At 64.0% G+C, this 26,666-nt stretch carries 24 protein-coding genes, 2 tRNA genes and 3 pseudogenes; 19 read left to right on the forward strand and 10 right to left on the reverse strand.

Going from position 1 to position 26,666, the window contains the following annotated elements; all coding sequences use genetic code 11:
* Nucleotides 1-27 precede the first annotated feature (27 nt).
* Both KIV56_RS04510 and KIV56_RS04515 read right to left on the reverse strand, forming a co-directional pair.
* Entirely contained in the window at nucleotides 28-939 is a 912-nt protein-coding gene (locus KIV56_RS04510; protein WP_281535306.1) for a cytochrome c oxidase assembly protein, read from the reverse strand.
* 130 nt (nucleotides 940-1,069) lie between these two features.
* Nucleotides 1,070-1,543, reverse strand: a complete 474-nt coding sequence (locus tag KIV56_RS04515) for a MarR family winged helix-turn-helix transcriptional regulator (protein ID WP_281535307.1) — start codon at nucleotides 1,541-1,543, stop codon at nucleotides 1,070-1,072.
* 191 nt (nucleotides 1,544-1,734) lie between these two features.
* Between KIV56_RS04515 and KIV56_RS04520 the strand changes: the two genes are divergently transcribed.
* On the forward strand, nucleotides 1,735-3,414 hold the full coding sequence (locus KIV56_RS04520) for a chloride channel protein (protein WP_281535308.1): 1,680 nt from the start codon (nucleotides 1,735-1,737) through the stop codon (nucleotides 3,412-3,414).
* Nucleotides 3,415-3,441: 27 nt separating this feature from the next.
* A complete protein-coding gene (locus tag KIV56_RS04525; protein ID WP_281535309.1) occupies nucleotides 3,442-4,914 on the forward strand; it encodes an APC family permease in 1,473 nt (490 codons plus the stop codon).
* Here KIV56_RS04525 and KIV56_RS04530 read toward each other — a convergent pair.
* The 6 genes and pseudogenes from KIV56_RS04530 to KIV56_RS04550 form a co-directional block, all read right to left on the reverse strand.
* Nucleotides 4,890-5,783, reverse strand: a complete 894-nt coding sequence (locus tag KIV56_RS04530; protein WP_281535310.1) for a glycine betaine ABC transporter substrate-binding protein — start codon at nucleotides 5,781-5,783, stop codon at nucleotides 4,890-4,892. The genes KIV56_RS04525 and KIV56_RS04530 overlap by 25 nt on opposite strands.
* 180 nt (nucleotides 5,784-5,963) lie before the next feature.
* Entirely contained in the window at nucleotides 5,964-6,905 is a 942-nt protein-coding gene (locus KIV56_RS04535; RefSeq protein ID WP_281535311.1) for an ABC transporter permease, read from the reverse strand.
* Complete coding sequence (locus tag KIV56_RS04540) at nucleotides 6,902-8,173, reverse strand: quaternary amine ABC transporter ATP-binding protein (RefSeq protein WP_281536069.1); 1,272 nt, start codon at nucleotides 8,171-8,173, stop codon at nucleotides 6,902-6,904. Before KIV56_RS04540 ends, KIV56_RS04535 begins: the two co-directional genes overlap by 4 nt.
* 331 nt (nucleotides 8,174-8,504) lie before the next feature.
* A complete protein-coding gene (locus KIV56_RS19430) occupies nucleotides 8,505-8,888 on the reverse strand; it encodes an ANTAR domain-containing protein (protein ID WP_348648540.1) in 384 nt (127 codons plus the stop codon).
* Nucleotides 8,788-9,219 (reverse strand): annotated as a pseudogene (locus tag KIV56_RS19435) (GAF domain-containing protein); the annotation flags it as partial. The pseudogene KIV56_RS19435 and the gene KIV56_RS19430, both read right to left, overlap by 101 nt.
* Nucleotides 9,212-9,904, reverse strand: a complete 693-nt coding sequence (locus KIV56_RS04550; protein WP_281535312.1) for a GAF and ANTAR domain-containing protein — start codon at nucleotides 9,902-9,904, stop codon at nucleotides 9,212-9,214. The pseudogene KIV56_RS19435 and the gene KIV56_RS04550, both read right to left, overlap by 8 nt.
* A 249-nt stretch (nucleotides 9,905-10,153) precedes the next feature.
* Between KIV56_RS04550 and KIV56_RS04555 the strand changes: the two genes are divergently transcribed.
* A complete protein-coding gene (locus tag KIV56_RS04555; protein WP_281535313.1) occupies nucleotides 10,154-10,351 on the forward strand; it encodes a hypothetical protein in 198 nt (65 codons plus the stop codon).
* 115 nt (nucleotides 10,352-10,466) lie between these two features.
* On the opposite strand, the gene KIV56_RS04560 is transcribed toward KIV56_RS04555, so the two are convergent.
* A tRNA-Ser gene (locus KIV56_RS04560) sits at nucleotides 10,467-10,531 on the reverse strand.
* A gap of 831 nt (nucleotides 10,532-11,362) precedes the next feature.
* Here KIV56_RS04560 and KIV56_RS04565 point away from each other — a divergent pair.
* From KIV56_RS04565 to KIV56_RS04590, 6 genes and pseudogenes are all read left to right on the forward strand, one after another.
* On the forward strand, nucleotides 11,363-11,665 hold the full coding sequence (locus KIV56_RS04565; protein ID WP_281535314.1) for a hypothetical protein: 303 nt from the start codon (nucleotides 11,363-11,365) through the stop codon (nucleotides 11,663-11,665).
* A gap of 157 nt (nucleotides 11,666-11,822) precedes the next feature.
* Nucleotides 11,823-12,242, forward strand: coding sequence for a hypothetical protein (locus tag KIV56_RS04570; RefSeq protein ID WP_281535315.1), 420 nt, complete (start codon nucleotides 11,823-11,825; stop codon nucleotides 12,240-12,242).
* On the forward strand, nucleotides 12,239-12,442 hold the full coding sequence (locus tag KIV56_RS04575) for a helix-turn-helix transcriptional regulator (protein WP_281535316.1): 204 nt from the start codon (nucleotides 12,239-12,241) through the stop codon (nucleotides 12,440-12,442). The genes KIV56_RS04570 and KIV56_RS04575 overlap by 4 nt, the downstream gene beginning before the upstream one ends.
* A 648-nt stretch (nucleotides 12,443-13,090) precedes the next feature.
* A pseudogene (locus tag KIV56_RS04580) lies at nucleotides 13,091-13,994 on the forward strand (dihydrodipicolinate synthase family protein).
* A gap of 392 nt (nucleotides 13,995-14,386) precedes the next feature.
* Nucleotides 14,387-14,869 carry a recombinase family protein gene (locus tag KIV56_RS19440; protein ID WP_348648460.1) on the forward strand — a complete coding sequence of 161 codons (483 nt, stop codon included), beginning with the start codon at nucleotides 14,387-14,389 and terminating at the stop codon, nucleotides 14,867-14,869.
* 512 nt (nucleotides 14,870-15,381) lie between these two features.
* A complete protein-coding gene (locus KIV56_RS04590) occupies nucleotides 15,382-16,683 on the forward strand; it encodes a tyrosine-type recombinase/integrase (protein WP_281535317.1) in 1,302 nt (433 codons plus the stop codon).
* Here the strand turns inward: KIV56_RS04590 and KIV56_RS04595 are convergent.
* Nucleotides 16,681-16,753 (reverse strand) — tRNA-Glu (locus KIV56_RS04595). The two genes, KIV56_RS04590 and KIV56_RS04595, sit on opposite strands and share 3 nt — an antisense overlap.
* A gap of 140 nt (nucleotides 16,754-16,893) precedes the next feature.
* Between KIV56_RS04595 and KIV56_RS04600 the strand changes: the two are divergent.
* The 10 genes and pseudogenes from KIV56_RS04600 to KIV56_RS04645 all read left to right on the forward strand — a co-directional run bounded on the left by KIV56_RS04600 (nucleotide 16,894) and on the right by KIV56_RS04645 (nucleotide 26,515).
* Nucleotides 16,894-17,533, forward strand: a pseudogene (locus tag KIV56_RS04600) (MBL fold metallo-hydrolase).
* Between the two features lie 228 nt (nucleotides 17,534-17,761).
* The gene (locus KIV56_RS04605) at nucleotides 17,762-18,484 is read left to right on the forward strand and encodes an ABC transporter ATP-binding protein (RefSeq protein ID WP_281535318.1); all 723 of its coding nucleotides are present in this window, start codon (nucleotides 17,762-17,764) and stop codon (nucleotides 18,482-18,484) included.
* Nucleotides 18,481-19,206, forward strand: coding sequence for an ABC transporter permease (locus KIV56_RS04610; RefSeq protein WP_281535319.1), 726 nt, complete (start codon nucleotides 18,481-18,483; stop codon nucleotides 19,204-19,206). The genes KIV56_RS04605 and KIV56_RS04610 overlap by 4 nt, the downstream gene beginning before the upstream one ends.
* Complete coding sequence (locus KIV56_RS04615) at nucleotides 19,121-19,354, forward strand: hypothetical protein (RefSeq protein ID WP_281535320.1); 234 nt, start codon at nucleotides 19,121-19,123, stop codon at nucleotides 19,352-19,354. Before KIV56_RS04610 ends, KIV56_RS04615 begins: the two co-directional genes overlap by 86 nt.
* 4 nt (nucleotides 19,355-19,358) lie before the next feature.
* Entirely contained in the window at nucleotides 19,359-19,784 is a 426-nt protein-coding gene (locus KIV56_RS04620) for an ABC transporter permease (protein ID WP_281535321.1), read from the forward strand.
* Nucleotides 19,777-20,475: a TetR/AcrR family transcriptional regulator gene (locus KIV56_RS04625; RefSeq protein WP_281535322.1), complete on the forward strand. Its 699-nt coding sequence runs from the start codon at nucleotides 19,777-19,779 to the stop codon at nucleotides 20,473-20,475. Before KIV56_RS04620 ends, KIV56_RS04625 begins: the two co-directional genes overlap by 8 nt.
* Before the next feature lie 198 nt (nucleotides 20,476-20,673).
* Nucleotides 20,674-21,966 carry a glycosyltransferase gene (locus KIV56_RS04630; RefSeq protein ID WP_281535323.1) on the forward strand — a complete coding sequence of 431 codons (1,293 nt, stop codon included), beginning with the start codon at nucleotides 20,674-20,676 and terminating at the stop codon, nucleotides 21,964-21,966.
* A 62-nt stretch (nucleotides 21,967-22,028) separates the two neighbouring features.
* Nucleotides 22,029-24,596 carry a right-handed parallel beta-helix repeat-containing protein gene (locus KIV56_RS04635; protein ID WP_281535324.1) on the forward strand — a complete coding sequence of 856 codons (2,568 nt, stop codon included), beginning with the start codon at nucleotides 22,029-22,031 and terminating at the stop codon, nucleotides 24,594-24,596.
* On the forward strand, nucleotides 24,487-25,050 hold the full coding sequence (locus KIV56_RS04640; RefSeq protein ID WP_281535325.1) for a hypothetical protein: 564 nt from the start codon (nucleotides 24,487-24,489) through the stop codon (nucleotides 25,048-25,050). The genes KIV56_RS04635 and KIV56_RS04640 overlap by 110 nt, the downstream gene beginning before the upstream one ends.
* A gap of 433 nt (nucleotides 25,051-25,483) precedes the next feature.
* A complete protein-coding gene (locus KIV56_RS04645) occupies nucleotides 25,484-26,515 on the forward strand; it encodes a right-handed parallel beta-helix repeat-containing protein (RefSeq protein ID WP_281535326.1) in 1,032 nt (343 codons plus the stop codon).
* Nucleotides 26,516-26,666: the final 151 nt, after the last annotated feature.

Genomic DNA, 26,666 nt, shown 5'->3' on the forward strand with positions numbered 1-26,666 from the left:
CTGTCCTTTGATTGGTCGCGAACATATCTACGGCGCCGTCTCACTGCGATCGTCCCTGGCGCCGATCGCGGCGAGATAGGAGTTGTATGCGACGCGCTCGGCGTCGCCGTCTTGTGCTGCTTTCCGATCGGCGACTCGATCGTGGCGCGTAGCCGCACTCTGCCAACGAAGGAACAGCGCACCCAGGACGAGCAGGGTGGGCAGTTCGGTGAATCCCCAGGCGATCCCATCCCCCAGTGATTGGTCCGCCAGCGGCGAAATAGTCCAGCCAGGAACGGGGTACGTGTAAAACCCCACGATCGGGGCAACCGACATCATCACGACGACGCCGAAGAACGCATGGAACGGAACCGTGATGAACAATTCCAGGATTGCCAGCACCGGCGGAGCCAGCCTGCGAACTCCTCGAGACGCTTCCCGTGGCGAAGGGTCGACACCCAGGATCCCCCAGAAATACAGCATTCCAATCACGAGGAAGTGCACAAGCATCAGATTGTGCCCCCACATCGTGCGCATCAGATAGTCGAAGACCGGGGTGAAATAGAGCCCATACAGGCTCATCAGGAACAGGCCTGTCGTGACTCCCGGATGGGTGACGAACTGAGCGAACCGGCTGTGCAACAGCGCGAGGAGTCCTTTGCGCAGGTTCCAGCCGCCGCCGTGCCTGGTCGGGAGTACCCGCAGCAGCAGAGTTACCGGTGCACCGAGCGCGAGCAGGACCGGCGAGAACATGCTGAGCGTCATGTGCTGGACCATATGTACGCTGAACAGTCGGATTCCGTAGCCATCCAGCCCCGTGGCTGTCATCAGTATGAGTGTTGCGACGCCGAGGAGCCACCACACCGTTCGCTGCACGGGCCAGCGGATGCCGGAACGGTGCAGATGCCAGAGTGCGAAGAGATACAGGACTGCCAGCAGAAGGGCGAGAGTGGGCAGCACGGGAACTGGCTGAAGGTGCCAGGCCAGCAGGTTCGTAAGTGTCGGCGGTTGCGTCGGCATCCACATGGAACCCGTCATACTGCTCAGCGACGCGCCTTCGCCCGGGGTGGGAACCGGTGCAGGGAAAGCCTCAAAGCCCAAGGGTCAGCAAATCCGCTGCCTGGGGCTCCCCCGCCGCATCCGCGAATGCTTGCAATGCGTGCTGAAGAGCGGTCCGTTGATCCGGCGTCATGATCGACAGGATGGCGGAGATGTCCGCTCGGCGGCGTTCGGTGACGTCGTCGACGAGTCGCCGGCCACTCTCGGTGAGTTCGAGGAGGACCTCGCGCCGGCTGTCGGGACTGGCCGCCCGCTCCACCCAGCCTCCGGCGACCATTCGATCGATGAAGCGGCTGAACGTCGATGGGATGACTCCCATTCGCTCCGCCACAGCGCCCATCCGGGTTGGACCGGCCGAGCTGAGCATGACCAGGACCCGAAACTGCGGCAGAGAGACGACGTCGAGCGTTGCCACAACCGATCGGGCAACCACGCCGAGCAAGGCGCGGGAGGCGGCAAGGGTCGCGTCGGCGACCCGCGCGTCGGCTGCAGTGAAGGCATCCATCCGTCAAACCCCGTTCCAGACAAGTGATAACGTGATTATTGCATACATACAACAATTGTCTAATTACACATTACGGAGCCTTGATGGCACAGCCTACTCTGAGCCTGCGGGGACGAATGAGATCCCTGTTGTTGGAGCCCTTGCACACGTGGTTCACCCGGATCCTCACCGGCTCCGGACGACTCATGTTCATGTCTGTCGTGGTCGGCGCAGGTGTCGGTTTCGGCGCCGTTGCGTTCCGTTGGCTGGTGGCCACCGCGACTCTGATTTTCACGGGAACGGTCGATTACTCAGCCTCCGTCGGCCATCCGGCCAATCCCTGGGTTCCGTGGTTGGGGGGTGCATTCGTGATCGTCGCTCCGGCCATTGGCGGTCTCCTCTACGGCCCCTTGGTGAACAAGTTCGCACCGGAAGCCCGGGGGCATGGCGTTCCAGAGGTCATGTACGCCATCACCAAACGGGGCGGCCGGATTCCCGGCAAGGTTGCGATCGTCAAGTCGCTCGCTTCGGCCATCACAATCGGTTCCGGTGGGTCGGTGGGTCGCGAGGGCCCTATCGTTCAAATCGGGTCAGCATTGGGGTCCACACTGGGGCGGGCAGTACGGCTGCCCGAATCCCAGCTCAGAACCCTGGTCGCGTGCGGCGCCGCAGGCGCGATCGCAGCCACGTTCAATGCTCCGATCGCCGGAGTCTTTTTCGCCCTCGAACTGCTGCTCAGGGATTTCGCCGCCCGTTCCTTCGGTGTTGTCGTCCTGGCCTCAGTGACCGCATCGATCGTCGGCCGCTCGATCCTCGGCGATCACCCCTTCCTGAGCCTGCCGACGTTCACGATCGTCAACCCGTCGGAGTTCACGCTCTTCGCCGTGCTTGGACTCGCGGCCGGCCTGACCGGAGTCGGGTTCACGAAGGTCCTGTACGCCGTGGAAGACCTCTGCGACTGGGCCTGGCGGGGCAAACCGGAGTGGTTGAGGCCGGTCGCCGGCGGCCTCGTGCTCGGTCTGGTGCTCTTTGCCTTGCCCCAGATGTACGGGGTCGGTTACCCGGTCCTGGAGAAGGGCGTCCAGGGCGGCTATGCCCTGGGCTTCGTTGCGCTCTTGCTCGTCGGCAAGGTCGTGGCGACGAGCCTGACCATCGGCATCGGCGGCTCCGGAGGAGTGTTCGCACCGTCACTCTTCATCGGAGCGATGCTCGGTGCCGCATTCGGCGATGTCGCCGGCATGGTGTTTCCCGTGTTCGCCGGGCAAACCGGCACGTTTGCCTTGGTCGGCATGGGAGCAGTCTTCGCCGGAGCCACGCGGGCCCCGATCACGGCAGCAATTATCCTGTTCGAACTAACCGGGGAATATTCGATCATCCTTCCTCTGCTGCTCGCGATCGTGATCGCGACGGGCGTGTCCCGATTGCTCAGCAAGGACACGATCTACACGCTCAAACTTCGCCGCCGCGGCGTGAGCGTCGACGGCGGTCCCGGGGGAATCCTGCTGCATTCCACGCTCGTGCGTGAGGTCATGACGGATGCTCCGGGTGCGGTGAGTTCCCGGCTCACGCCCGCCGCAGGAGCGCGGATCCTGATCGATTCCGGCAAACGCGCCCTGCCGGTTCTTCATAGCGACGGAACGTTCATCGGGATCGTGACCGTCGCTGCCATATCCGACTCCCTGGGCAACGATGACGACAGCAGTGCGATCACCCTCAGCGCCCTGATCGAGACGCCCACTGCCGCGAGCCCCGACGATACCCTGGACAGCGTTCTGGATCGGGTTCTGGCGGCCAGCGAGAGCGATGGCCTGCCCGTCGTCGACTCGACAGGTATGCTCCGAGGCTGGCTCACACTCAATGCCGTCCTCCGAACCGTGACGGCCAGACCCTGACACAGCGACGATCAAGGAAGTCGAAAGATGTCAAAGCTCCCGGGCGGATTGTCGTCACGATCTCGCGCCATACTGCTGATGGCCTTCGCATTTTCCGTGATGGCCGACCCGGTCTCTTCGGTCGCCTACGCGGTCGAAGCGGCGCTGCGCGCTCTGGACGGCGACCTGAGTCTCCTTGTCCCTACGATGTTCCTGGTCATCGCCATCATCGCGCTGGTGATCGTGAACTACCGGCAGCTCATTTTCCGGTATCCCAAAGGTGGTGGAGCCTCCGCGGCTGTCGGTGAAGCCTTCGGGGATGCCTGGTCATTCATCCCGATCGGTGCCCTGGTCGTCGATTTCGTACTGACCATTGCCGTGAGCGTCTCGGCAGGAGCCTCGGCGCTCATCGCCTATTTCCCTGACCTGGCACCCTGGCGACTCCTTCTCGCGTGTGGCCTGATTCTCGCCGTGGCAATGCTGACTCTGTTCGGGCAACTCGGCCGCCTGGTCTTCGCCGCGATGGCTCTTGCATTCATCACTGTGACTGTCGTCGTCCTGTGCTTCGGTCTCGGCGCAACACCGCAAGCCGCCGCCGCAGTTCCGGAATCGTCTGGCCACGTCCCGATTGTGGCCGTTGTGCTGGCGTTCCCGGTTGCCATGGCACTCGCCACGGGAGTGGAGGCGCCATCGACCGCAATTGCCGAACTCGGCGAGCTGAATGACCGGGGTCGCCGACGATTCGGTCGGGTGACGCTCTGGCTGACCCTGGCCGTCGTTGGAACGTTGACCCTCGGCGTCGCACTGGAGGTGGTGCACTTGCGCATCGGAGTCCCCGGCGCCGACACCACCCAGATCGCGGAACTTGCGCGCCTGGCTGCCCCGGAACCCCTGTTTGCTGCATTTCAATTCACCACTGCCCTCCTGGTCGTCGCCGCGGCCAGCTCGTCGTTCCAGGCAGGACCCGGGATGCTGAAGGCTCTCGCACGCCACACCGGTCCCGACGGTCGCCGGGTCGGGATTCTCCCTGCAGTGCTCGACCGCACGAACGCCCGCCATGCCCCCGTCTGGGGAGTTGCACTGTTCGGAGTGCTCGCTGTGGTGGTGACGGTACTCGCGGGCGGCGATGATCAGACACTCGTCCTCTACTACGCCGTGTCCGTCTTCCTCAGCTTCCTGGGGGGCCTGCTTGCCATGGCCAGGTTCTCCCCACCGGGACCGGCATCCCGCTTCCCTCGTACTGAACCTCGTCGGCGCGGCGACCGTGGCGTTCACACTCATCGTGAACCTCGCTCGCGTCCTGCCACTGGTGAGCCTCGCCGCGTCACTGCTGGTGTCGGCCATCCTCTACCTCGTTTGGGCGCGCGCAGGACGCCCCGAGGGAATCCGCATGGACACCTCCGATCACGCGGATGGCGACGGCGATCCCCGGCCGTGAGCACCGGAACGCACGAACGGCCCATGCCTAAGCACGGGCCGTTCGTCATAACAGCGGCTTACTTGGTGAGCGAGTCCACGTAGTCCTGGTGTTCCGCGATCCACTTTGCAACGATGGGGCCATAGTCCTGGCCGTCATAGTCGACGAACATCGCGGTCTCGAGCGAGTACAACTGGTCGAGGTCCATCTTGTAGCCGGACAGCCACTTGGTGGCCTGCGGGAAGTCAGTGCCGAAGTCCTTCTTGCCGTAGGCGTGGATGGTCTCCGTGGCGCCCAGGGTGCCCTCGGGGTCTTCGAGGTTCTTCAGGTCGAAGGAGCCGTACGCCCAGTGCGGCTCCCAGAGGGTCACGGCGATGTTCTCACCGGTCTTCGCTGCTGCCGTGAGCTCTGTGAGCATCGCTGCGGTCGACGAGGTCTGGTAGTCCATCTTCTCGAGTCCGTAGGTCGGAATCGTCTTGTTCGTGACCGCTTCGGTCAGGCCGGCTCCCGGTTCGATGCCCACGATTTTGTTGCCGAACAGGTCGGCGTTCGCGGCCAGTTCGGCGATCGAGTTGATCGGCGCATCCGCGTTCACGGCGATGGTGTTCTTCGCCTCGGTGTTCCAGGCCGCGAGTTCGGTGATCTTGTCACCGTATTCCTTGACGTAGGTGGCGTGGGTGTTCGGAAGCCAGACGTCGAGGTTCATGTCGTAGTCGCCGGTGGACAGCCCCGCGTAGACCGCAGCGACGTCGGCGTACTCGAGTTCGACGTTGTAGCCCTGCTTGTCCAGGATGGCCTTCCAGAGCTCGGACGCCGCGACACCCTCGTCCCAACCGTTGAACACGGCGATCGTGAGGTCTTTGTTGTCGGAGTTGCCGTTGCCGACGGTCTGCGCGGGCGTTGCTGCACAGCCCGTGAAAGCGAGGAGCCCGACGGCTCCGAGAGCGATGATGCTGAGGGAACGGTTCTTCATGTGTCTTCCTGTCTTGTCACCTGCTGTGGGTGACCGGGGTTGACGGATGTGACCGGCCGCCGAGGCGGCCGGGCGTGACACGGAGACAGGTGTCTCCGTGAGTCTTGGAGGTGCCGGTCAGAACGAACTCGACCGGCGGGAATCGAGGGGGGACGTCCTCTCGCCCGGAGCCGGTCAGACTCAGGCGGGCTGCGGCGTCTTCAGGTCTGCTACGGGCGCGCTGATCGCGCTTTCGGCGGCAGCCGCGGCGGACTGCCGACGGTGCTTGCGCGCCGCCAGGAGCCGGCCGATCGGGGTGCTTCCCGTGCCGAGGGAGGCGGTCATCCGGTCGAGGAAGATCGCGAGGATCACGACGGCCAGTCCGGCTTCGAAGCCGAGCGACACGTCGATCCGGCTGAGGCTCGCCACGACCTGCTGGCCGAGACCGCCCGCACCGACCATTCCGGCGATGACGACCATCGAGAGGGAGAGCATGATGACCTGATTGATACCGGCCATGACCGTGGGCATCGCCAATGGCAGCTGGATCTGACGGAGTATCCTCGCCGGCGACGCACCGAATGCCTCGCCCGCCTCGACGACCTCACGATCGACGCTGCGGATGCCGAGCTCGGTCAGGCGGACGCCCGGAGCCATCGCGAAGATGATCGTTGCCTCAATGCCGGGCACGACTCCCACCCGAAAGAGGATCAGCGCGGGAATCAGGTAGACGAAGGCGGGCATGGTCTGCATGAAGTCGAGAATCGGCCGGATGATCTTGGATGCCAGGTCGGACTTGGCGGCCAGGATTCCCAGGGGAATGCTGACGAGGATTGCCAGGACGCTCGCGACGAGGACCAGGGCGAGCGAGTCCATTGCGTTCTGCCACTGGTCGACACCCACGATGACGATGAGGCCGACGACGGCTCCGACGGCGAATTTCCAGCCGCGGACCATCAGGCCCAGAGCGCCGGCCACGAGGACGATCACCCAGAACGGCGGAGAGGCGAGGACGAGGTCGACGAACTCATAGGCGCCGTTGAAGATGGTGCGTACAAAATCGAAGAGGAAGCTGAAGTTGTCGGTGATGAAGGCGATGAAGTCGTCGGCCCAGCTGCCGAGCGGGATACGGAAGTCGTTCACAGCTGTGCTCCTTCCGAGGCGGTCTCGCGCAGGGTTTCGGTGATCACGCTGAGCGAAATGGTCGATGGCGGTTCCGTGATCGGCAGCTCCCCCGTCGTGGTGGTGACGTTGCCGAGAGCGGCAAGCAGGGTCACCCGCGGGATGACGCCGAGCAGACGGTTGCGCGCGTCGACGACGGCGATCGGCAAGTCGCTTTCGACCGCCGGCTCGACGAGGTCGACCAGGGCGGTGTCCGTGGAAACGGCCGTTGCCTCCTTGATGATGGGGCGAAGGTCGGGGTGGTTGGCCTTGACCTGCTTGAGCACGTCCCGGTCACGCACGACCCCGACGAAGCCGAGGTCGCGCCCGACCACGAACGTGGCGGAGGTCTGCAGGTCGCGCATCGTGCGGAGGGCGGCGCGCGGCCCGGAGTTCACCGTCACCATGGATCGCACCGGCTCCATAACGCTCCCGGCCGTGAGCACCCGCGCCCGGTCGACGTCCTGAACGAACTGGGCGACGTAGTCGTTGGCGGGGTCGGTGAGGATGTCTTCCGGAGTACCGATCTGCACGATGCGACCGTCGCGCATCACCGCGATCCGATCCCCGAGGAACATGGCCTCATTGAGGTCATGGGTGATGAAGATGATGGTCTTGCCGAGTTCGGCCTGCAGCTCGATGAGCTGTTCCTGCATTTCGCGGCGGATCAGCGGGTCGAGTGCCGAGAACGCCTCGTCCATCAGGAGCACGTCGGTATCGGCGGCCAACGCCCGACCGAGGCCGACCCTCTGTTGCATTCCGCCGGACAACTCGGACGGCATGCTGTCGGCCCAACCGTCCAGGCCCACCAGACGGATGATGGTGCGAGCCTTCGCGAGGCGCTCCACGCGAGGCATGCCCTGGATCTCGAGGCCGTACGCCACATTGTCGATCACGCTGCGGTGAGGCAGCAGGGCGAAGTGCTGGAAGACCATGGACACGCTCCGGCGACGGACGTCGCGCAGCTTGGCGGCCGGGAGTCCGGTGATCCGGGTGTCACCGACGGTCACCGTCCCGGAGGTGGCTTCGAGCAGGCCATTGAGCATTCGAATCAGAGTGGACTTGCCCGAACCGGACAATCCCATCACCACGAAGATCTCGCCGCGCTGCACCTCGAAGGAGGCGTCGATCACGGCGGCCGTTCCGAGATGCGCAAGGTCTTCCCGACTCGCGCCGCCTTCGAGTTTCTTGACGATGTCATGCGGTCGGCGACCGAATACTTTGTACAGGTGGTCTGCCTTGACGGCGATTTCGGGGCTGGGGGACGTCGGGGCAGAGTGCTCCGCCGGGGCGGCGAATTGCTGTGCGTGTTCGGCAACGATCTGGGTCACGGATTCTCCGGAGCGCGACGACGAGACCGGCTTCACAGCCGGCACGTCGGGGGCTAGCTGTATCGGGCGGGTAGGCCGAGACCGGCCCTGACGCCGCTAAGCGACGTGAGCTGGAGCGACCATGGGGCCACATCCGTCTGGCCTCACCATACGACCGCGGCTCTTCCAGTCATGCTGGGGGCTGCGCGCTCGCGTCCTGATGAGGGGTACTAATTGCTTCCAGCAGCCTACCACCCTCAAGCGGGGGCCCTCAGATCACCAGGGTCTGTTCAACGAGACCTTGGGCGACGCGCGACAGCAACAAGCGGTTGGTTCGGGCGTATGTCCTGAGCAGCGTGAATGCTTCCTCCATGGAGATTCCGCGAGAGTGCGCCAACACGCCTTTGGCCTGTTCGATCACCACTCGAGACGTCAGCGCATTGGTGAGCCTGCTCGCGGACGGACATGCTTTCCCGGAGCGTGCGTTCCTGCAGGATTCCGATCGTGGCCACGTCGGCCAGGGCCTGCGCGGCGCGAACGTCTCCGGGCGGCAATGCGCCGGGAACGCTGGACAACAGGTTGAGTGCACCGATTGTCGTCTCACGCAACCGCAGCGGGATAGCGAAGACGGCAGCGAAACCCTGTTCCCGTGCACTGTCCCGAAAACGTTGCCACTCCGGCGGACTGTCCTCGACGTTCGGCAGAGATACGACAGAGCCGGTCGTGAAGGATTCCACGCAGGGGCCCGCCCTGGCACTCAATTGCATGACCTCGACAAGCCTGCTCGCCTCACTCGTCGAGGCGATCACCTCCAACTCGCCGTCGGCATCCGCCAGGAGGATGCCCGCCGCCGCAATGTCGAAGAGATCCGCGCAACGCTCGACCAGCGTCTGCAGGAGATCGACCACGTCATAGTCCGCTACGAGGGTGTCAGCGAGGGTCGCGAACGTGTCGATCAAGCGATCCTCGCGAGTGCTGTCAATCATGAGACCCTTCGATCTGCTTTTCGTTCACGGCAAAGCTCAATCGACGGTCGATGATCTCGGCTGCAATATCGAGCATGGATCGTCCGGCGGCGAATGCATGACCCTGGATCACGAGGAAGGCATCCGCAGCGGAAATGCCCAACTGCGCGAGGACCATGCCCGTGGCCTGATGAATCTCCCGGCGAGAGAATGCCCTCCGGGTGGCCATGTCGGCCTCACCGACATGTTCACTCTCGGACAACCTGAGAGCTCGAGAGAGGACCATCCGACTCACGACGGTTGTGAGGACCTCCATGTGCCGAATATCTTGCTCACCGAGTTGATACGGCTGATTCGTGTACAAGTCGATCGCCCCGATGCGCAGCGGACCCAGCATCAATGGAAACGCGAAGACCGCACCGAGGTTTTCTGCGATGATTGCTTCCGAAAAGGCCGGCCATACGTGCTTGGGCCGTTTACGGATGTCCGGCTCCAGAACGGGCGCCGCGGTCTCCAGCGCGTCCCAGCACGGACCCTCCCCAAGATCGAATTGCAGCTCGTCGAGCCGGAACGATTGAGCGTCGCTCGCAGAAATTGTTTCAGCGGCCAGAACGTGACCGAACGTGGAGATGGACAGCCCGTCGACAGGCAACAGTGCCAGGAGGGGCTCGTAGAGGCGCGACTCGTCACCCGCCAGGGCGATCAACGAGTCCTCTGTCCCTGCTAATCGGTCAGGCATTGACATCGCGTCCGCGATTCCCACTGCCGACCGGATTCACACGCTTCCGCTGCATATCCGAAACCTACTCTCCTGGCTCCGAAATGTGCAGATTCCCAGAGTGTTCCCACAACTCGAAACAAGTAACGCTGATGACCAACCGTGACTCCACCTTTTTCAGGCGACGGTTTGGCCGATCACGGTACGTTGGGAGACGTGACTAGCCGTATCGGACGCATGGCCCTGATCACCGTCGGTGTGATCGCTCTGATCCTTGGCGGGGTCTGGGCGGGGCAGGGCATGAATCTGATCCCGGGGAGTTTCATGACGGGTGACCGGATGTGGTTTTCCATCGGTCTCATCCTCGCCATCGTCGGGATCATCCTGATTATGCTCGGCCTACGAGGGCCGCGGCGCGACGGCAGGAACAACTGAGGCGTGCCATCGCCACAGACACTGAGTGAGGCTGACCAACCCCGAAAACGGGCTTCCTGAGGCGCTTAAACAAGAAGGCCCGGTTCACCTTGTTTTCAAGGGAACCGGGCAATTGTGACCCCAGCGGGATTCGAACCCGCGTTACCGCCGTGAGAGGGCGATTCTTACCGTTTTCATGCCAGAAGTAGAAACTCAAATGCCTGATCAATGGTGTCTTCATGATCATAGAGATTCGGCTTCGTCCACGTTGTTCTCAAAAAAGTGTTGCCAAAATGTTGCCATTTTGGCTGTGCGCCCATTTCGCGCCCTTTTTTCAACCTTGCTCTGCGACCCACAGTGAGCGCTCGCAAGGTGGCATCAACTCGGTGCACGCCGTCGAAAGAATGAGGCGTGTCGCAATCGGCACCTTTCAGCCTCGACCGGGTGGAACGTGTCAAGCCAGGAGCAGCCCCGCCCGAATCCGTCAGACACCGTCGTCGAGAGATTCGGCTCATGCTCGTCAGTCACTGTTCGCTCACCCAACCTCGACCGTCTCTCGCTTTCTGGCTATGGTCTTGGCCAGGCGTTGCTCTGTCCGCATCTGCATCTCAGTAAGGGAACCCTTGGCGGGCGTGCCTCAAACGGGGGCGTGAGCGCTGTAGAGTCAGGCCCATGAAGCGCAACTGCGCGCTTCTCAATGGGGGGAAACCATGAACTCTGTAAGGAAAACTCTGCTCGGAATAGGGGTGGGCATCGCGACGAGCGTGCTTATCGTTGCCGGGCTCGCGGCTCCGGCCACTGCTGCTGAGGCACCGGTTGCAAGCTCGCAGGTTTCGTCACAGGCGTCACCTGCTCAAGAACTCACCGCCGCCCAGATTGATGCCGCCTACGTGGCTTTGCGCGATTCCAGCGTGCCTCGAAAGACGTCCACGGCGAAGGACGGACAGGCGGTCACTACCTTCACGCTGCCCACTGGATCGAAGATGAGCTTTCAGGAGGCTCAAGCCAGAAGTAGCGACGGATCTCGGTGGGGTGGTTACCCCGTATCTGAGTGGCGGCATCGACGCGAAATACGGCATCTACGTCGACTTCAACAGGACTGACCAGGGCGTGATTGTCTCCGGGGGCGGCGCAGGCCTAGCTGCAGCGCTTTGCTTCATCCCCGGCGTCGGAATCCCCCTGTGCGTCGTTGCCGTCTCGGTCGTGGCTGCAGCGACGGCAGCGCTGGCCGCGCACGGACTGTGCCGCAACACTATGCGCGTCTACATTCAGGCTCCTTGGATACCCCGAGTGCCGCTAAGTGAAGTCGGCCCTCGGGCAGGAGCCATCTTCTAGAGGACAGGAAGGTCGGCGGCGCCATACCTCGGGAATTGGCGCCACCGGCTTCTTTTCATTTCGAGAACGACCTTGGCATCCTTTTTGGAAAGTTGACTTTCCATCTGTATGGAAAGTAAACTTTCCATACACGCTCGTCCAAACTAGGGAGTCCGAGATGAAGGACCGATTCATTTACATTGCCGGGATTGTTATCGTGGCCGGCGTCGCGGGCGGACTTGTCGCCTCCAGCCAAGGAAACGGCTCTCCGCAGTGGATGTCACCGCTGCTATTAGGGCTCCTGGTAATGATCGTCATGTCCGCAGGGATCGGCGCAGTGGTCCTCCGAAAGCGCTCTGAACGACAGAACTCCACTGCCACAAAAGACAGCCTTGAGCGCCAAGCGGCCGTGGAGGCGCAGTCGAAGACATTCATCGACATGCTGTTTCTCACTGTTACAGCCGGATGCCTCTTCATCATCTTCCCCACGCAGACGAATCCGGCCTGGATCTTGATCGGTATCGTCGTCGCCCTGATCGCCGATTTTTGGGTGCGCTCTGCGGTCATCATGAAGGCGGCCGCCAAAGTCACCTCATGAGGAACGACGTGGAAGTCCTAAGGCAAGCACGCAATTGGTCCCAAGAAACGTTGGCCAAGAGTGTCGGAGTCTCCAGACAGACAATCAACGCGATCGAAGCCGGCCGATTCAACCCCAGCCTCCCTCTCGCTCTGCGCCTCGCGAGGCTCTTCCAGAAGCCGGTCGAGGCCATGTTCTTCGACGGACACCCCGGCAAATGAGTCTCTCCGACAAATGGAACCCCACCCTGCGCGTTGTCCTGGTCGTCGGCCGGTGTGGTGTCCGCATAGCTAACCGCCGAGTTTCAGCTGACTCAATGACGGGCCATCTTCATGGCCGAGCCTAGCCACGGCCATTTGCATCGCCCATATTGTGTTCGGTTGAAGCTGGCAGGAGTCACTCGAGATGGCCGAGCGCGCGAATGAACTGGCCCGGAGCGTCGATGCCGCCCAAGGTCCGGCGAGAATCGAGCTTCCGCCGGTTAGCCGGACCTCGAGCGACACGGATTTGGGCCCAGTCGCAGAGTCAGGGCCGGCCCCGCTTATCGTTTCACAAGGGAACCTTGAGTGACGCGCACGGAGCGTGAGTTGCGGAGGCAGGAGGCTGCTCACTTGGGGTGTGATGGATGGGTCGCTGTTGAGACGGGCGAGCGGTTAGAGTCCGATCACGGAGTAGCAGCGTTCGATTCTCGCGTCCGGTGGTCGAATAGTTACCGGCTCAAGCACCACCAACCCGCCGCGACTACGGCACACTAGAACTCACAAGTGAGTGGCCCTGAAGTAAGTTGGCAGAAATAGCCCTGTCTTAAGTTGGCGTTTTCAGGCCACCCCCGCCCTCGGCCTCGAACACACCCCGCACCATGAGGAGCAATGAGCATCTTCACTGGCCTTAGCGCCTTCCCCCTGACCCCATTTCAGAACGATGCGGTCGACGAGCACGCGTTTATCGGCCTGATCCAAAGGTTGAGCGGGGCGAAGGTGGACTCGATCACAACGCTGGGCTCGACGGGCTCCTATGCCTATCTCACCCCGGACGAGCGTGCCCGCGTCGCAGGCTCTTGCCGTTGAGCATGCTGGTGAGACGCCCGTTTTCGCGGGGGTAGGGGCGCTGCGCACCTCCCAGATCCTCACGAACATCGACCATTCCGAACAAGCCGGTGCCGCGGGAGTGCTGCTGGCTCCGATGAGCTACCAGCCCCTCACCGACGACGACGTATTCGAGCTGTTTCGCACTGTCACCGAGCACACCGAACTTCCCGTGATCGTCTACGACAACCCCGGCACCACCCACTTCACCTTCAGCACCGACCTCTACGCCCGCATCGCCCGCCTGCCGGGGATCGCGTCGATCAAGATCCCCGGCGTGCCTCCCGACCCCGCCGCAGCCCGCGCCCACGTCTCGGCTGTCCGAGCCGTGGTGCCCAAGCACGTCACGATCGGCGTGTCCGGTGACGCATTCGCCGCGACCGGGTTGAATGCGGGATGTGATGCCTGGTATTCGGTCATCGGGGGTATCCTCCCTGCGGCTGCACTCGCAATCACGCGAGCCGCACAAGATGGCCGGGAGGCGGACGCGGCGGCAGAATCAGAACGGCTCGCCCCGTTGTGGCGTTTGTTCACCGAGTTCGGAGGCGCTCTGCGCGTGGTCGCGGCCATCGCGGAGCACCTCGGCCTCGCCCCGCACGAGTGCCTGCCGCTCCCGATCCTAGGGCTGTCCGAGGCGCGACGGGCACGAGTCGCCGAGGTGCTAAACGAGCTCCGACTCGACCGATAAACCCACTCATCCGGTCCCGTCCAATTAGGGCGGACACGGGTGGTCGCTGTCCCGGTAAGTGCTCGCGAGCAGCGTGCCGGGTTGGCCTCGCTTGAAACCGCCTGCGGCTGCGCACAACGGGGACCCCCTACGGACACTCCCCTGCGGAGACTCGGCTCTGCGGCGCGTTTGGGCGGGAGGCGCCCGCAAGACCCGCCCGTTGAGGATTCGCGCATAGGCGCCTCAAACACGACAACGGTTCCAACGTTCCAGCCGTCTCGTAACCCTAGAGATACAAGACATCTCACGACTCGCTTTCTCGGCCTCACGGATCGTCGGAGCCTCGTGCCGCGACGAGGCTCATAACTTCGTCGCACAGCCTCCGGCTTGAAATGCGGTGCACACCGCTTGCCATGAGACACCCTCAGGAGCACAGTGGCGAAGCTGATCGGCTGGCGCGCGTATCGACGTTTCAGCAATCCACAGGCCGGCAAGAGGCAGACATCCGTGCCGCCGGTGTCCGGCGCGACGTTCTCTTCATCAACCGCGGCGTCTCCGGCACTCGAGCATCACGGCCCGACTTCGACCGCGCCCTCGATGCCCTTGAGGACGGCGACACTCATGATCGCTTTCGCCGAGGAGGTCCGAGGCCGCGGCGGAGGACTCCAGGTTTTGAACCTGGGCAGCGTCGACGTCGACACGGCGACGCCCGAACTGCTGCGCCTTTCGTGTGTTCATGGGGACGCCACACCCGGAGAGCTCCCCGAGTGCACAGCGGATTGCATCCATTTCTGCCAGTCGCACAACCGTCTACCAGTCGAACATTGCCTCTTCACGGTCCGTCCACCACACCATGGTCACAATCCCCGTCCGCCCTCAAACCAGTGACTTTCTGACTGGCTTGTCCTGCTGCTTTTATCGTCTGCTCCTGTTTTTTTGTACTTCGTTTTGTCTTTTTTTCCTGTTTTTTTCTCCTACTTCTCTCTCTCCTACACTTCTTCCTCTTTCCCTGTCCCACCGCTACCCCTTTGCTTCCCAACCCCCCACACAAAGCCGTTGGGTGTGGGGGGTTGGGAAGCGAGCGCAGCGAGGGGGGCGCGGTGGGACAGGGAAAGAGGCCCCTTACCTAGTCGTTTGCCTATTCGCTCTCAACGAATACCCAAACGAATACCCAAACGAATGGGCAGCTCGATTTCGAGCCCAGTCTCGCGACGCTGATGGGCTGTGGATTCGAGTAACAAGTGAGCGCCTGAGCTACCTCTTGAAGTCTTCTCATGCCCCATCATCCCGAGGAGTGACTTCATTGCGTAGAGAGCGAACCGCGCAACGCCGCGGGCCTCGTCGGACCTCCCTTTGGCACAGCAATCGGCCGCGGATCCCAAAGCGCTCGTGCGGCCCCGATAACACGATGGGCACGATTGGCCCCGAAATGGATACCATTCCGGCCCCAACTATTCGGTGTCGGGGGTCGCCGTTACCCTTTCAGCCAGTTCCACGCGCCGACGCGAAAGGACATCTCATGGGAAGCATCGAACCCTACGACACCGCGAAGGGCCGACGGTATCGGGTGATCTATCGCCGGCCGGATCACCTCCAGACCCAGAAGCGCGGCTTCACGACCAAACGGTCCGCACAGCTCTTCCTGGCCGGCGTCGAGGTCGACAAGAACCGCGGCGCCTACGTCGACCCCAGCAAAACTCGAGCCACGGTCGATGCCTGGATGCGCGTCTGGCTGGCCACTCGACCGGATCTGCGCGCCACGACCCGCACGCGCGTCGAGGGCATCATCGCCAACCACATCTCGCCCCAGATCGGGCGCATTCCCATCGGGGAACTCAACCGGCTGCGAGTCCAGGAGTGGGCGGCGAACCTGCCCGGCTCCCCCGAATCCGTTCGCAAGGTCGCCAACGTACTCTCGGGCGCCCTGCAGCTGGCTGTCGACGACGGGCGGTTGCCTGCCAACCCGGCGCAGCGGTTGAAGCTGCCGAAGAAGGTGAAGACCGCCAAGCACTACCTCAGCCACGACCAGGTCGCCGCGCTCGCTGGAGCCGTCGGCGATCACGCTCACGGCTCGGACTACGGGTACGAGGTTCTCGTGCTCACGCTGGCGTACTGCGGCCTGCGCTGGGGCGAACTCGCCGGCCTGCGAGTGGCCGACGTCGACCTCGAGCATCGCCGGCTTGCCGTTCGCCAGACCGTCGTCGAGGACAAGGGCTACCAGCGCGTCGAAGCCCCCAAGGACTACGAGCATCGGTCGATCCCGATTCCCGGATTCCTGGTCGAGATGCTCGGTCGTCAGATTCGCGGCCGCACGGCGATGCAGCCCGTCTTCTATGGAATCCGCACCAAGACTTGGCTGCGCAATCACGCGTTTCGACAGGGCTGGTTCGATCCAGCAGCGACGGAGATCGGCCTTGACGGCCTGACGCCCCACGAGCTGCGCCATACCGCCGCGAGCCTGGCCGTCTCAGCCGGAGCCAACGTCAAGGCGGTGCAGCGGATGCTGGGTCACGCGTCGGCATCGATCACGCTCGACGTGTACGCGGACCTCTTCGACGAAGACCTCGACAGTGTTGCCACGGCCCTCGATCAGATGGCCCGTAAATCGGATGTTGCCAAAATGTTGCCAAAACCCGAAAACGGGCCTTCTGGGGCGCTTAAACAAGAAGGCCCGGTTCACCTTGTTTTCAAGGGAACCGGGCAATTGTGACCCCAGCGGGATTCGAACCCGCGTTACCGCCGTGAGAGGGCGATGTCCTAGGCCGCTAAACGATGGGGCCGTTTTTTGCAACTTACCGAGTATGCCACACGGATCGGGTCCACTCCAAACCGAGTGAACGACACGGCACGTCGTCGGCTTGCATCACCCGGTCATCTGGGTATTAGCTCGGTCCAGATACCCGAGAGAAAAGGACCCGACATGAAACTGACCAAGCTCGAGCACGCCGCCCTGATCGTCGAGGTCGCAGGACGCAAGCTCTACATCGACCCGGGTTCGTACACGACGGCATTGACCGACACGGCACGAACGGATGCCGTCGTCATCACCCACGAGCACCCGGACCACTGGACCCCCGAACAACTCGACCGCATCATCTCCTTCCAACCCCGACGTGAGGATCTTCGGGCCGGCGGGAGTCGCCGCCGCCGCAACGGGATACCCCGTCGAGATCGTGCACGAAGGCGACACCGCGACGGTCGGCGACTTCACCCTGCGCTTCTTCGGAAGCACCCACGCCGTGATCCACTCCTCGATCCCCGTGATCGACAACGTCGGCGTGCTCGTCAACGACCGGCTGTACTACGCCGGCGATTCCTTCACTGTTCCGACAGGGGTGGAGGTCGACACGCTCGCCGTTCCGGCAGGCGCGCCCTGGCTGAAGATCAGCGAGGTGATCGACTACGTGCTCGCCGTGAAGCCGAGCCGCACCTTCCCGACCCATGAAATGCTTCTGTCGCGCGCAGGCAAGGACCTCTCCAATCTGCGGATCGCCGCGGCGACCGAACAGGCTGGTGGGGAGTTCTTCGCCCTCGAACCGAACGAGTCGCTCGACCTCTGAACCGGGCCTGCTGACAGCCGCTGTCACGTCACCCGAAATGTTGGTCGTACGCTGGGATGACTGGGGTGTGTTCGTCGGCTGGTTCCCAGTCCTCTCCCAGCGAGCGCCGTGAATGTGCAGCTACTGTAAACTTATTGTCTGCGCACCGTTACCGCCAGCATCCGCTGGCCGGGACGGCTTCCGCGGGTCGAGCGAAGCGCTCCAGTCACCCAACGAAGGAAAGCCCGCATGAGTGTCCCCGTTTTATCCGCGCAGGTCATAGGCAAGTCCTATGGCAGCGGAGCCAACCGCTTTGACGCGCTCAAGGGCGTCTCCCTCGACATCCAGGCCGGCGAGTCCGTCGCCATCGTCGGGAAGAGCGGCTCGGGAAAGTCGACGCTCATGCACCTGCTCGCGCTCCTCGACGATCCGGACTCCGGCGTACTCCTCGTCGAGGGCACCGACGCCAAGAAGCTCAAGGCGAAGGAACTCAACCGGCTCCGTAACCAGGACTTCGGCTTCGTGTTCCAGCAGTTCTTCCTGACCGCGAATGCGACCGTGCTCGAGAACGTCGTCCTCCCGCTCACGATCGCCGGCGTGGGAGCCAGGGAACGCAAGGCTCGCGGCATGGCGGCACTCGAACAGCTCGAACTGGCCGACAAGGCCAAGAACAAGGCGAAGAACCTTTCCGGCGGCCAGAAGCAGCGTGCGGTCATCGCGCGCGCCCTCGTGAACAACCCCAAGGTCATCTTCGCGGACGAGCCCACCGGAAACCTCGACTCCGCAACCGGAACGGTCGTGGAAGACATCCTCTTCAAGCTCAACAAGGAGAACGGCATCACGCTCATCATCGTGACCCACGACACAGAGCTCGCCGCCCGTTGCGACCGCCAGATCTTCATTCGCGACGGCCTTGAAGAGACCGCCGACTCCCCCACGGGAACCCACAAGAGAGGCGGGGCCCACTCGTGAAGTTCCTCGACATCGTCCGCTCCGCCATTCAGAACAGTTTCCGCAACAAGCTCCGCACCGGTCTCACCGTTGTCGCCATCTTCATCGGAGCCTTCACGCTCACAATCACGAGCGGCGTCGGCACCGGGGTGACCGCGTACATCAACGGACAGGTTTCGGCGATCGGCGCCGCCGACGTGCTCACGATCACCAAGGCGGCGGATGCAACGGCCACGGCCAGCGACGGACCGGCCGCCTATGACCCGAGCAAGTCCACGACCGTGAGCCTCGGCAACGGGTCGCGCCCCGGTTCGACCATCCAGGCCCTGACCACGGCGGACCTCGCGAAGATCAAGGCGACCGCAGGCATCCTGAGCGTCGACCCCGCCGTGCGAGTATCGCCGGACTATGTCGAATATGCCGGAAACGGAAAGTTCGAGCTCACGGTGAGCCAGACCGGGACCATCACGACGGCAGACCTGGCCGCGGGGGCACAGCTCGACAACAGCAGGCTCGAGCGACCAGCTTCTCCTGCCGACGACCTACCTCGACAACCTCGGCTACGCAAACGCACAGGCCGCCGTCGGCACGAAGGTCAGCATCGGGATCACCGACTACACCGGAACCCAGCAGACCGTCGCGGCCACCGTCGTCGGCGTGCAGAACGAGACGCTCCTCGGCACCGGCGCCGCCCTCAACCGGAGCCTCGTCGCCCACCTGCACACCGTCGCGGTCGCAGGTGAACCTGCCGGCGTCACCGCCGGCTATGCCACCGCGGTCGCGCACTTCGACGCCTCCGCGACGAAAGCACAGATCACCACGATCAAGAATGACCTCAGCGCGCAGGGATACTCCTCCCAGACGGTCGCCGACACGATCGGCGCCTTCTGAGACCGTGATCAACGTCATCATCGGCGTGCTCAACGCCTTCGCGGTGATCGCCCTGATCGCCGCAGGCTTCGGCATCGTCAACACCCTCCTGATGAGCGTGCAGGAACGCACCCGCGAGATCGGGCTGATGAAGGCCATGGGCATGAACGGCGGACGTGTCTATGCCCTGTTCAGCATGGAGGCGGTCTTCATCGGTTTCCTCGGCAGCGCACTCGGCGTCCTCGCCGCGATCGGCGTCGGCTCGCTCATCAGCAATCTCCTCGCGAACGGGATCTTCTCCGCCCTGCCCGGTCTCCAGGTCGTGCAGTTCGCACCGGCCTCGATCGCAATCATCGTCGGGGTCGTGATGCTGATCGCGTTCCTCGCCGGCACCCTGCCCGCGAGGGCCGCGGCTCGTCAGAACCCCATCGACGCCCTGCGGTATGAGTAGTCGCCCGGGAGACACGCACAACATCCCCACCGACGCCGGGCAGGACGAGGGACTCCGGGCCCGCAAGCGCGCCGCCACCCAGGCCGCGCTCGAAGCGGCCGCAATCGGCCAGGCCAGTGAACACGGATACCACCACGTCACCGTCGACATGATCTGTGAGGCGGCCCAGGTCTCCCAGCGCACCTTCTTCAACTATTTCGCGACCAAGGATGCCGCCTTCCTCGGAGCGTCCCCGCCCCTGCCCACCGAGAGCGCGGTGCAGACGTTCGTCGAGGGCAACGGCGGATCCGTCCTTGCGGAGCTCGTCCTGATGATCGAGTCCGCGATCGCCGCGAGCGAACCCGACCGCAACCTTCTCCGGGCGAGGCGCACGCTGATCGAGAACACCCCCGAACTCTTCACAAGCGAGATCGTCCGCCTCGCCGAACTCGAAGACCGGCTCGCGGACGTCGTGCTGCTGCGCTTCGCGGCCCGGGGGCGGACAGAGACGACAACGCCGGACATCCTCGACGAGGCGCACATGGTCGTCGGGCTGGCGGTCAGCGTCCTCCGCTTCGCGATGCGCAAAGCCTCGGAATCCGACTACTCCGCCGATCCCCGCGCCATCCTGCGCCATGCCATCGGCCTCGTCGAACGCATCACCGGGGTCAATCCGTTCACAACGGATGCCCGCGAGCCGCGGAGAGACTAGCCCGCCTGACGGGCTCCCTGTGTATCCACACAGTGCGGTTGCAAAACCTGAGGAATTGTCTACTTTGGTTCAGTAGGGACCCATTGCCGTACTCGCGAGCGTGGCGGGGATCTCGGAACTGAATCACTGCACACCTTCGGCGAGTCAGCTCAATGGCGCCGCTGACCAGCATAATCGAGCACAAGGAACCCGATCCCTATGCCCCCAGCAACGACAGTGTCCGCCGACCCCGGCTACGCGATCGACTGGGGCGCCCTTGGAACGACGGTTGCGCACGACGCTGCAGTCGTTGCGTCCTATTTTCCTTTGGCGATCGCGGGAACCATCGTCTGGGGCCTCTGGCTCTACCGTTTCATCCTGTCGCATCGGGCCCCTCCGATCGTCACAGACTTCCGGACGTCCACCTCGGTGATCGTGCCCTCGTTCCACGAGGATCCGGACATCCTGTTGAGCTGCCTCGACACCTGGCGTGCCCAGAATCCGGACGAGATCCTGATCGTGCTCGACGTCGCGGACGTGGACACCTACGAACGAATCGTCCGGATCGGCGATCCCCGCGTTCGGCCGATCCTCTTCCACCACGTGGGCAAGAGATCCGCGCTCGGGGCCGGGATCCGGGAGGCCAGGCACACCCTCCTCGTCCTCACCGACTCGGACACCTGGTGGGAGCCGGACCTGCTCCGGAACGTGCAGATGCCCTTCGAAGACCCCCTTGTCGGAGCGGTCGGCACCCGGCAGAACGTGTACCAGAGCCGCACGAGCGTCTGGCGACGGATCGCCGACTGGCTGGTCGACCTGCGTTACCTCGACTACGTGCCCGCCATGGGGCGGGCGGGGGCTGTTCCGTGCGTGTCCGGGCGGACTGCGGTGTACCGGCGTGCCGCGGTCCTGCCTGTGCTCGACCATCTCGAAAACGAGTTCTTCCTGGGCCGACGCTGCATCTCCGGAGACGACGGCCGGCTGACGTGGCTCGTTCTCGCCTCGGGCTACAAGACCGTGCATCAGGCATCCGCCCGCGCCCTGTCGATGTTCCCGACCGGCTTCCGCGCCTTCGTCAAGCAGCGCGTGCGCTGGAGCCGCAACTCCTACCGGTGCTACCTCACCGCCATGGCCAGGGGCTGGCTCTGGCGGGTGCCGTTCATCACCAAGGTCACCGTCCTGCAGATCCTGCTCACCCCGCTCACGATGGGCATCACTCTGTTCTACCTGCTCTTCAGTCGCCTCGAGTTGAGCATCGCCGGGTTCGCCGCAGCCATCGGCTGGCTGCTTCTCGGCCGCGGCATCCGTGGGATCTCACACCTGCGCCGACACCCGAAGGACCTACTGCTCCTGCCGCTGCTCGCCCTCGCCGTCATCCTCGTCGCCCTCCCGATCAAGACGTATGCCCTCGTCACCATGAACAAGCAGGGCTGGCTCACCCGTCACAACGACACCATCGGCGGTGACGGCCAGGACGCGCGCTCCCTTACCCAAGCGGCGGTGGTCTCGTGACCCGGACCAGAGTCGCGCCGGTCCGGGTGCCCCGCACCCGGGCGCCGAGGATGAAAGTGACCGTGAGCAGGCACAGTCAGTCCGGCCGGTCACCCGGCGCACGGTATGTGCTCCTCGGCACACTCGCCGGAATCCTCGCCGGGGTGCTCGCAGCAGCGCTCATCCTCGTCGCGACGGGAGTGTTCCACTCCCCCACGAGTGCCTTCGGGCGGGCCGAGATCGCGCGGAACGGCAACGTCCAGGGCGTCCTCTATCCCGGCGACCCGACCAGGGAGACGAGCCTGGTGAACACAGAGAAGGCCCGGCTCAGCTACATCCGCAGCGTGTCGGCATCCGCTCAGTGGCGAGTGACCGGGCTCCAGGGTCCGTACCGGATCACCTCCGGGAATTCGGTGACCCTCGTCCTGCCGGCCCGAGCACAGCCCTACCTCGTCTCAGACCTGCTCACCTTCGCACCCACGACCTTCGTGCGGCAACCGGACGGCGGCTACCTGCTTTCCGAGAATATCGCCGTTCTGACCGGCGCCACCCTGTCATTGACCGCGACGGATGGGCTCACCCTGCGGCTTCGCAGCGACCCGAGCACGTTCGTGTCCGTGATCGGACTCGGAGGCTCCGTCCTCGTCAATGGCACGGCGACGGCCCCTGTGGTGATCGAAAGCTGGAATACCCGGACCGGTGCCGTCGACACCGACACGTCGGACGGTCGCGCTTATCTCCGGATGATCGACGGAACGGTCTCCGTCTGGCACGCGCGCATCGCGGACCTCGGTTTCTGGAGCGGCGAGACCGGCGGCTTCGCACTCTCCGGGACGGATGCCTCCGGCACGGACACCTCTGGGACCGATGGCTCGGTCACGGCCGACGGCTCCGGTACGACCGGCCCGGGCCCGCTCGCCGGCGCTCCTCTCGCCGGAGCACCCGTGCTCCCACCCGCGCTCCTGCGCGCCCCCGCCGGCGCCGTCTCGCCGAGCGGGCCCGCCGCCCCCACTCTGTCGGCCGGGTTCCAGGACGTCACGATCGACGGCAATGCGTTCGGGCTTTTCGTCACTCACGCCGCCGGTGTCACCATCACAGACACCCGGATCACGAACAGCCTCGTCGACGGTCTCGTCTTCCACCGGTTCGTGTCCGACACGACCGTGACCCGGACAAGCGCCGTCAACAGCGGCGTCGACGGATTCACGGTGGCCAGGTCGAGCTCGGGGATCATGTTCGACCAGATCACCGCGACGAACAACGGGCGCAACGGAGTATCGATCGACGGCCGTTCGCTGGCCGATGGTCCGAGTGCGATCGGCACCAGCGTGGAATCCTTCGGTTCGAGTACAGTGACTCGCAGCACCGTCGAAGACAACCGGAGGTATGGGATCGAACTCAGCGGAGGTCAGGCGCTCGGTGTGTACTCGAGTCTCATCGCGCGCAATGACATGGGCATCGTGCTCGACGACGGGGCATCGGGTGTCGTCGTGGCGGGGAACACCCTGAAGGACCAGTCCCGCCAGTCGATCGCCGTTCGCGACCGGGTTACCGCTACCAGTGTTCGCAACAACTCGATCAGCGGCAGCCCAACGGGGGTGTACGTCCGAAACGCCGGAGCAAGCATCACCGACAACACCATCCGGGCCGCCTCCAACCACGCCGTGAGCCTCGTCGGAGACGTCACATCGGTCAGGGTCGTGAGCAACGCCCTCTCGGGCTCCGGCGCCGTTCCGGTGTGGGACGAGACCTCGACCGGGGCGGTCGTCGCAGGCAACAACCTCACGGGCTGGCAGCGCGCGACGACGGCCCTCACTCTGGCCCGGTCCGTGTTCCAGCCACTCACCGTGGTCTGGCTGTTGCTCGCCCTGCTGCTCCTCGTGACGGCACTAACCCGCAGCGGTCCCCAGTTCGGCACGATCCGGCATCCCTACGCTGAGCGCGTGCCGCTCACGTCGCTCTCCCGGGGCATCGTTTCACGCGAGTCCGTCGGCGGCGCCCCTGATGCCCGATGCCGACGACCGGGCGGATGCCCCGGCGCGCCGCCGGACGCCGTCGCGCCTGCAATGGGTACTCACGGCCGGCGTCCTCGGAGTTGCAGTCGTCAGTGTCGCCGTCATGGTGATCGTCGCCATGACGGGTCCGACCCAGAACGCCACCCAACCCACCACGCCCCCGTCCACATCGCCGGCTTCGCCTCCACCCGAGACCGTGGCCGGCTGCCCGCCGTTCACGGTGACGGTCACGACCGCGCGCGAACTCCAGGCCGCCCTCGACGCCGTGAATCCCGGCAGTGTGATCGGCCTGGCCCCCGGTGTCTATCAGGGCACATTCACACTCCGCACCAGTGGCACTGCCGATGCGCCGGTCGCACTCTGCGGCACCGCCGGGAGCATCCTCGACGGCGGCGGTGTGCAGGGTGGGTACGTGCTGCATCTCGACCGGGTGGCGTACGTGCACCTGATCGGGTTCGCCGTGCGCAACGGCCAGAAGGGCGTGATGGCGGACCAGACCCGGAACTCGCTCATCCAGGGTCTCCAGGTGTCCCAGATCGGCGACGAGGCGGTGCACCTGCGCAACAACAGCACCGACAACCGCGTCGCGGACAATCAGATCAGCGACACCGGCCTCCGCCGGCCGAAGTTCGGTGAGGGTGTCTACGTCGGAACGGCCGAGAGTAACTGGTGCGACGTGAGCGGCTGCGAGCCGGACCGCAGCGACCGGAACACGATCATCGGGAACCGGATCTCGGCGACGACCGCGGAAAGCGTGGACATCAAGGAGGGCACGAGCAACGGCATCCTCCAGCAGAACAGCTTCGACGGTTCGGGAATGACCAGCGCCGATTCCTGGGTTGACGTCAAAGGCAACGGCTGGGTCATCGACGGGAACAGCGGCGTCAATTCGCCGATGGATGGGTTCCAGACCCACCAGATCCTCGACGGCTGGGGTGTGGGCAACACCTTCCGCAATAACCAGGCCACGGTGAACGGCCCCGGCTACGGGTTCGCCCTCAAGCCGGCGAACGACAACGTGGTCGAGTGCAGCAATACGTCCGCTGACGCCGGCGAGGGCTCCTCGAACGTCCGCTGCGCTACCGGTTGACCCGGAAAACCAAATGGTCACTTGAAATTTCCTCAGTAACGTGTAACGTCGTGTGAATAAACGTTCCAAGTTTCCGGCAGCATTCTTGCCGTAATCTGCAGGCTGCTGTTGATCCCCGCTTCGCCTCTGTCATCGTGCACGCGACCGGTTCGGCTCCTGTCTTATTACAGGGTGCTACCGATGTCACTTGCCTCATTCTGTCGATGCAGTCATGCCTTCATGCAGTCATGCCTTCATGCCTTCATGCCTTCATGCCTTCATGCCTTCATGCCTTCATGCCGTCATGCAGTCATGCCGTGATGCCGTGATGCCGTCGACGACGTTCTGTGGCGCCCTGTCCACTCCGACAGGGAGTTGTCGGCCTCGTGGTCCACCCGAGGTTCGACCGGTCAGGCAGTCTTCCTGTTTCACTCCACAGGAAGCTGTTGATTTCGTGCTCCACTCATTCACTCGTTCATCCCACACAATCCCGCTCTCCCCCGTCAAACGACGGCTCTCCCCGGGTCGCATCGCCGCCGCCACCCTCCTGACCGGCGCCGTCGCGCTGGCGGGGGTCATCCTCGCCCCCGCCACGGCCCATGCCGCGACGGTCACGAACGTGTCGACATCCGCCCAATTGAAAACAGCGCTCGGCAACGCGAAGCCCGGCGACACCATCCATCTCACCGACGGCACCTACACCGGCAAGTTCGAGGCCTCGGCCGCCGGAACCGGTGCGGCGCCCATCACCCTGACCGGCTCGCGAGCCGCCGTGCTCACTACCGGATCGACCGGTTCCGGTTACGCCCTGCACGTCACCGGGGGGCATTGGAACCTCACGGGATTCCGGGTCGACAAGGCCGCCAAGGGCATCGTGCTCGACGATTCCGACTACACGGTCATCTCGAGCGTCGACGTCGGGCACATCGGCCAGGAGGGTGTGCATGTGCGGCACAGCAGCACGAACGTGGTTCTGCGGAACTCCTACGTCCATGACACCGGCCTCACCTCCTCGAGCTACGGCGAAGGCGTCTACGTCGGCAGCGCGAACAGCAACTGGAGTTCAGTCATGGGCTCCTCGTCCTCCCCGGACAAGTCGGACAACGTTCTGATCCAGAACAACCGGATCGAGGACAACGCCGCCGATGGGATCGACATCAAGGAGGGCACGACCGGCGGACGCATCACCGGCAACACCTTCCGCCACTCCGGCTACTCCGGCGACAACTCGGCCGATTCCTGGGTCGACGTGAAGGGCAACGGCTACGCCGTCTCCGGCAACTCCGGATCCTCAACCCTCGAGGACGCCTTCCAGGTCCACTCCGTGCTCTCCGGGTGGGGCGGCGGGAACGATTTCGCCGCCAACACCGTCACCGGCGGCGTCCCCGGCTACGAGGTCAACAACGCCTCGACGACCGCGGGCAACGTCGTGCACTGCAAGACCTCCGGCGCCGGAAGCGGCCTCACCAACAAGGGCTGCAAGTAGGCATCGCGACTCCGCACTGAGTTGCGGAGAAAACACCTTTCCCGCCTCCACGAAGGTGTTTTCTCCGCAACCGGCCGGCCAGCCAGGTGCACCTCGCATTGACCGCGCGACGCAACGGTCGCATGATGGCCACACAGGGCGAGCCGTCCTG

The sequence above is a fragment of the Cryobacterium breve genome (assembly GCF_027594785.1).
Taxonomy (GTDB): domain Bacteria; phylum Actinomycetota; class Actinomycetes; order Actinomycetales; family Microbacteriaceae; genus Cryobacterium; species Cryobacterium breve_A.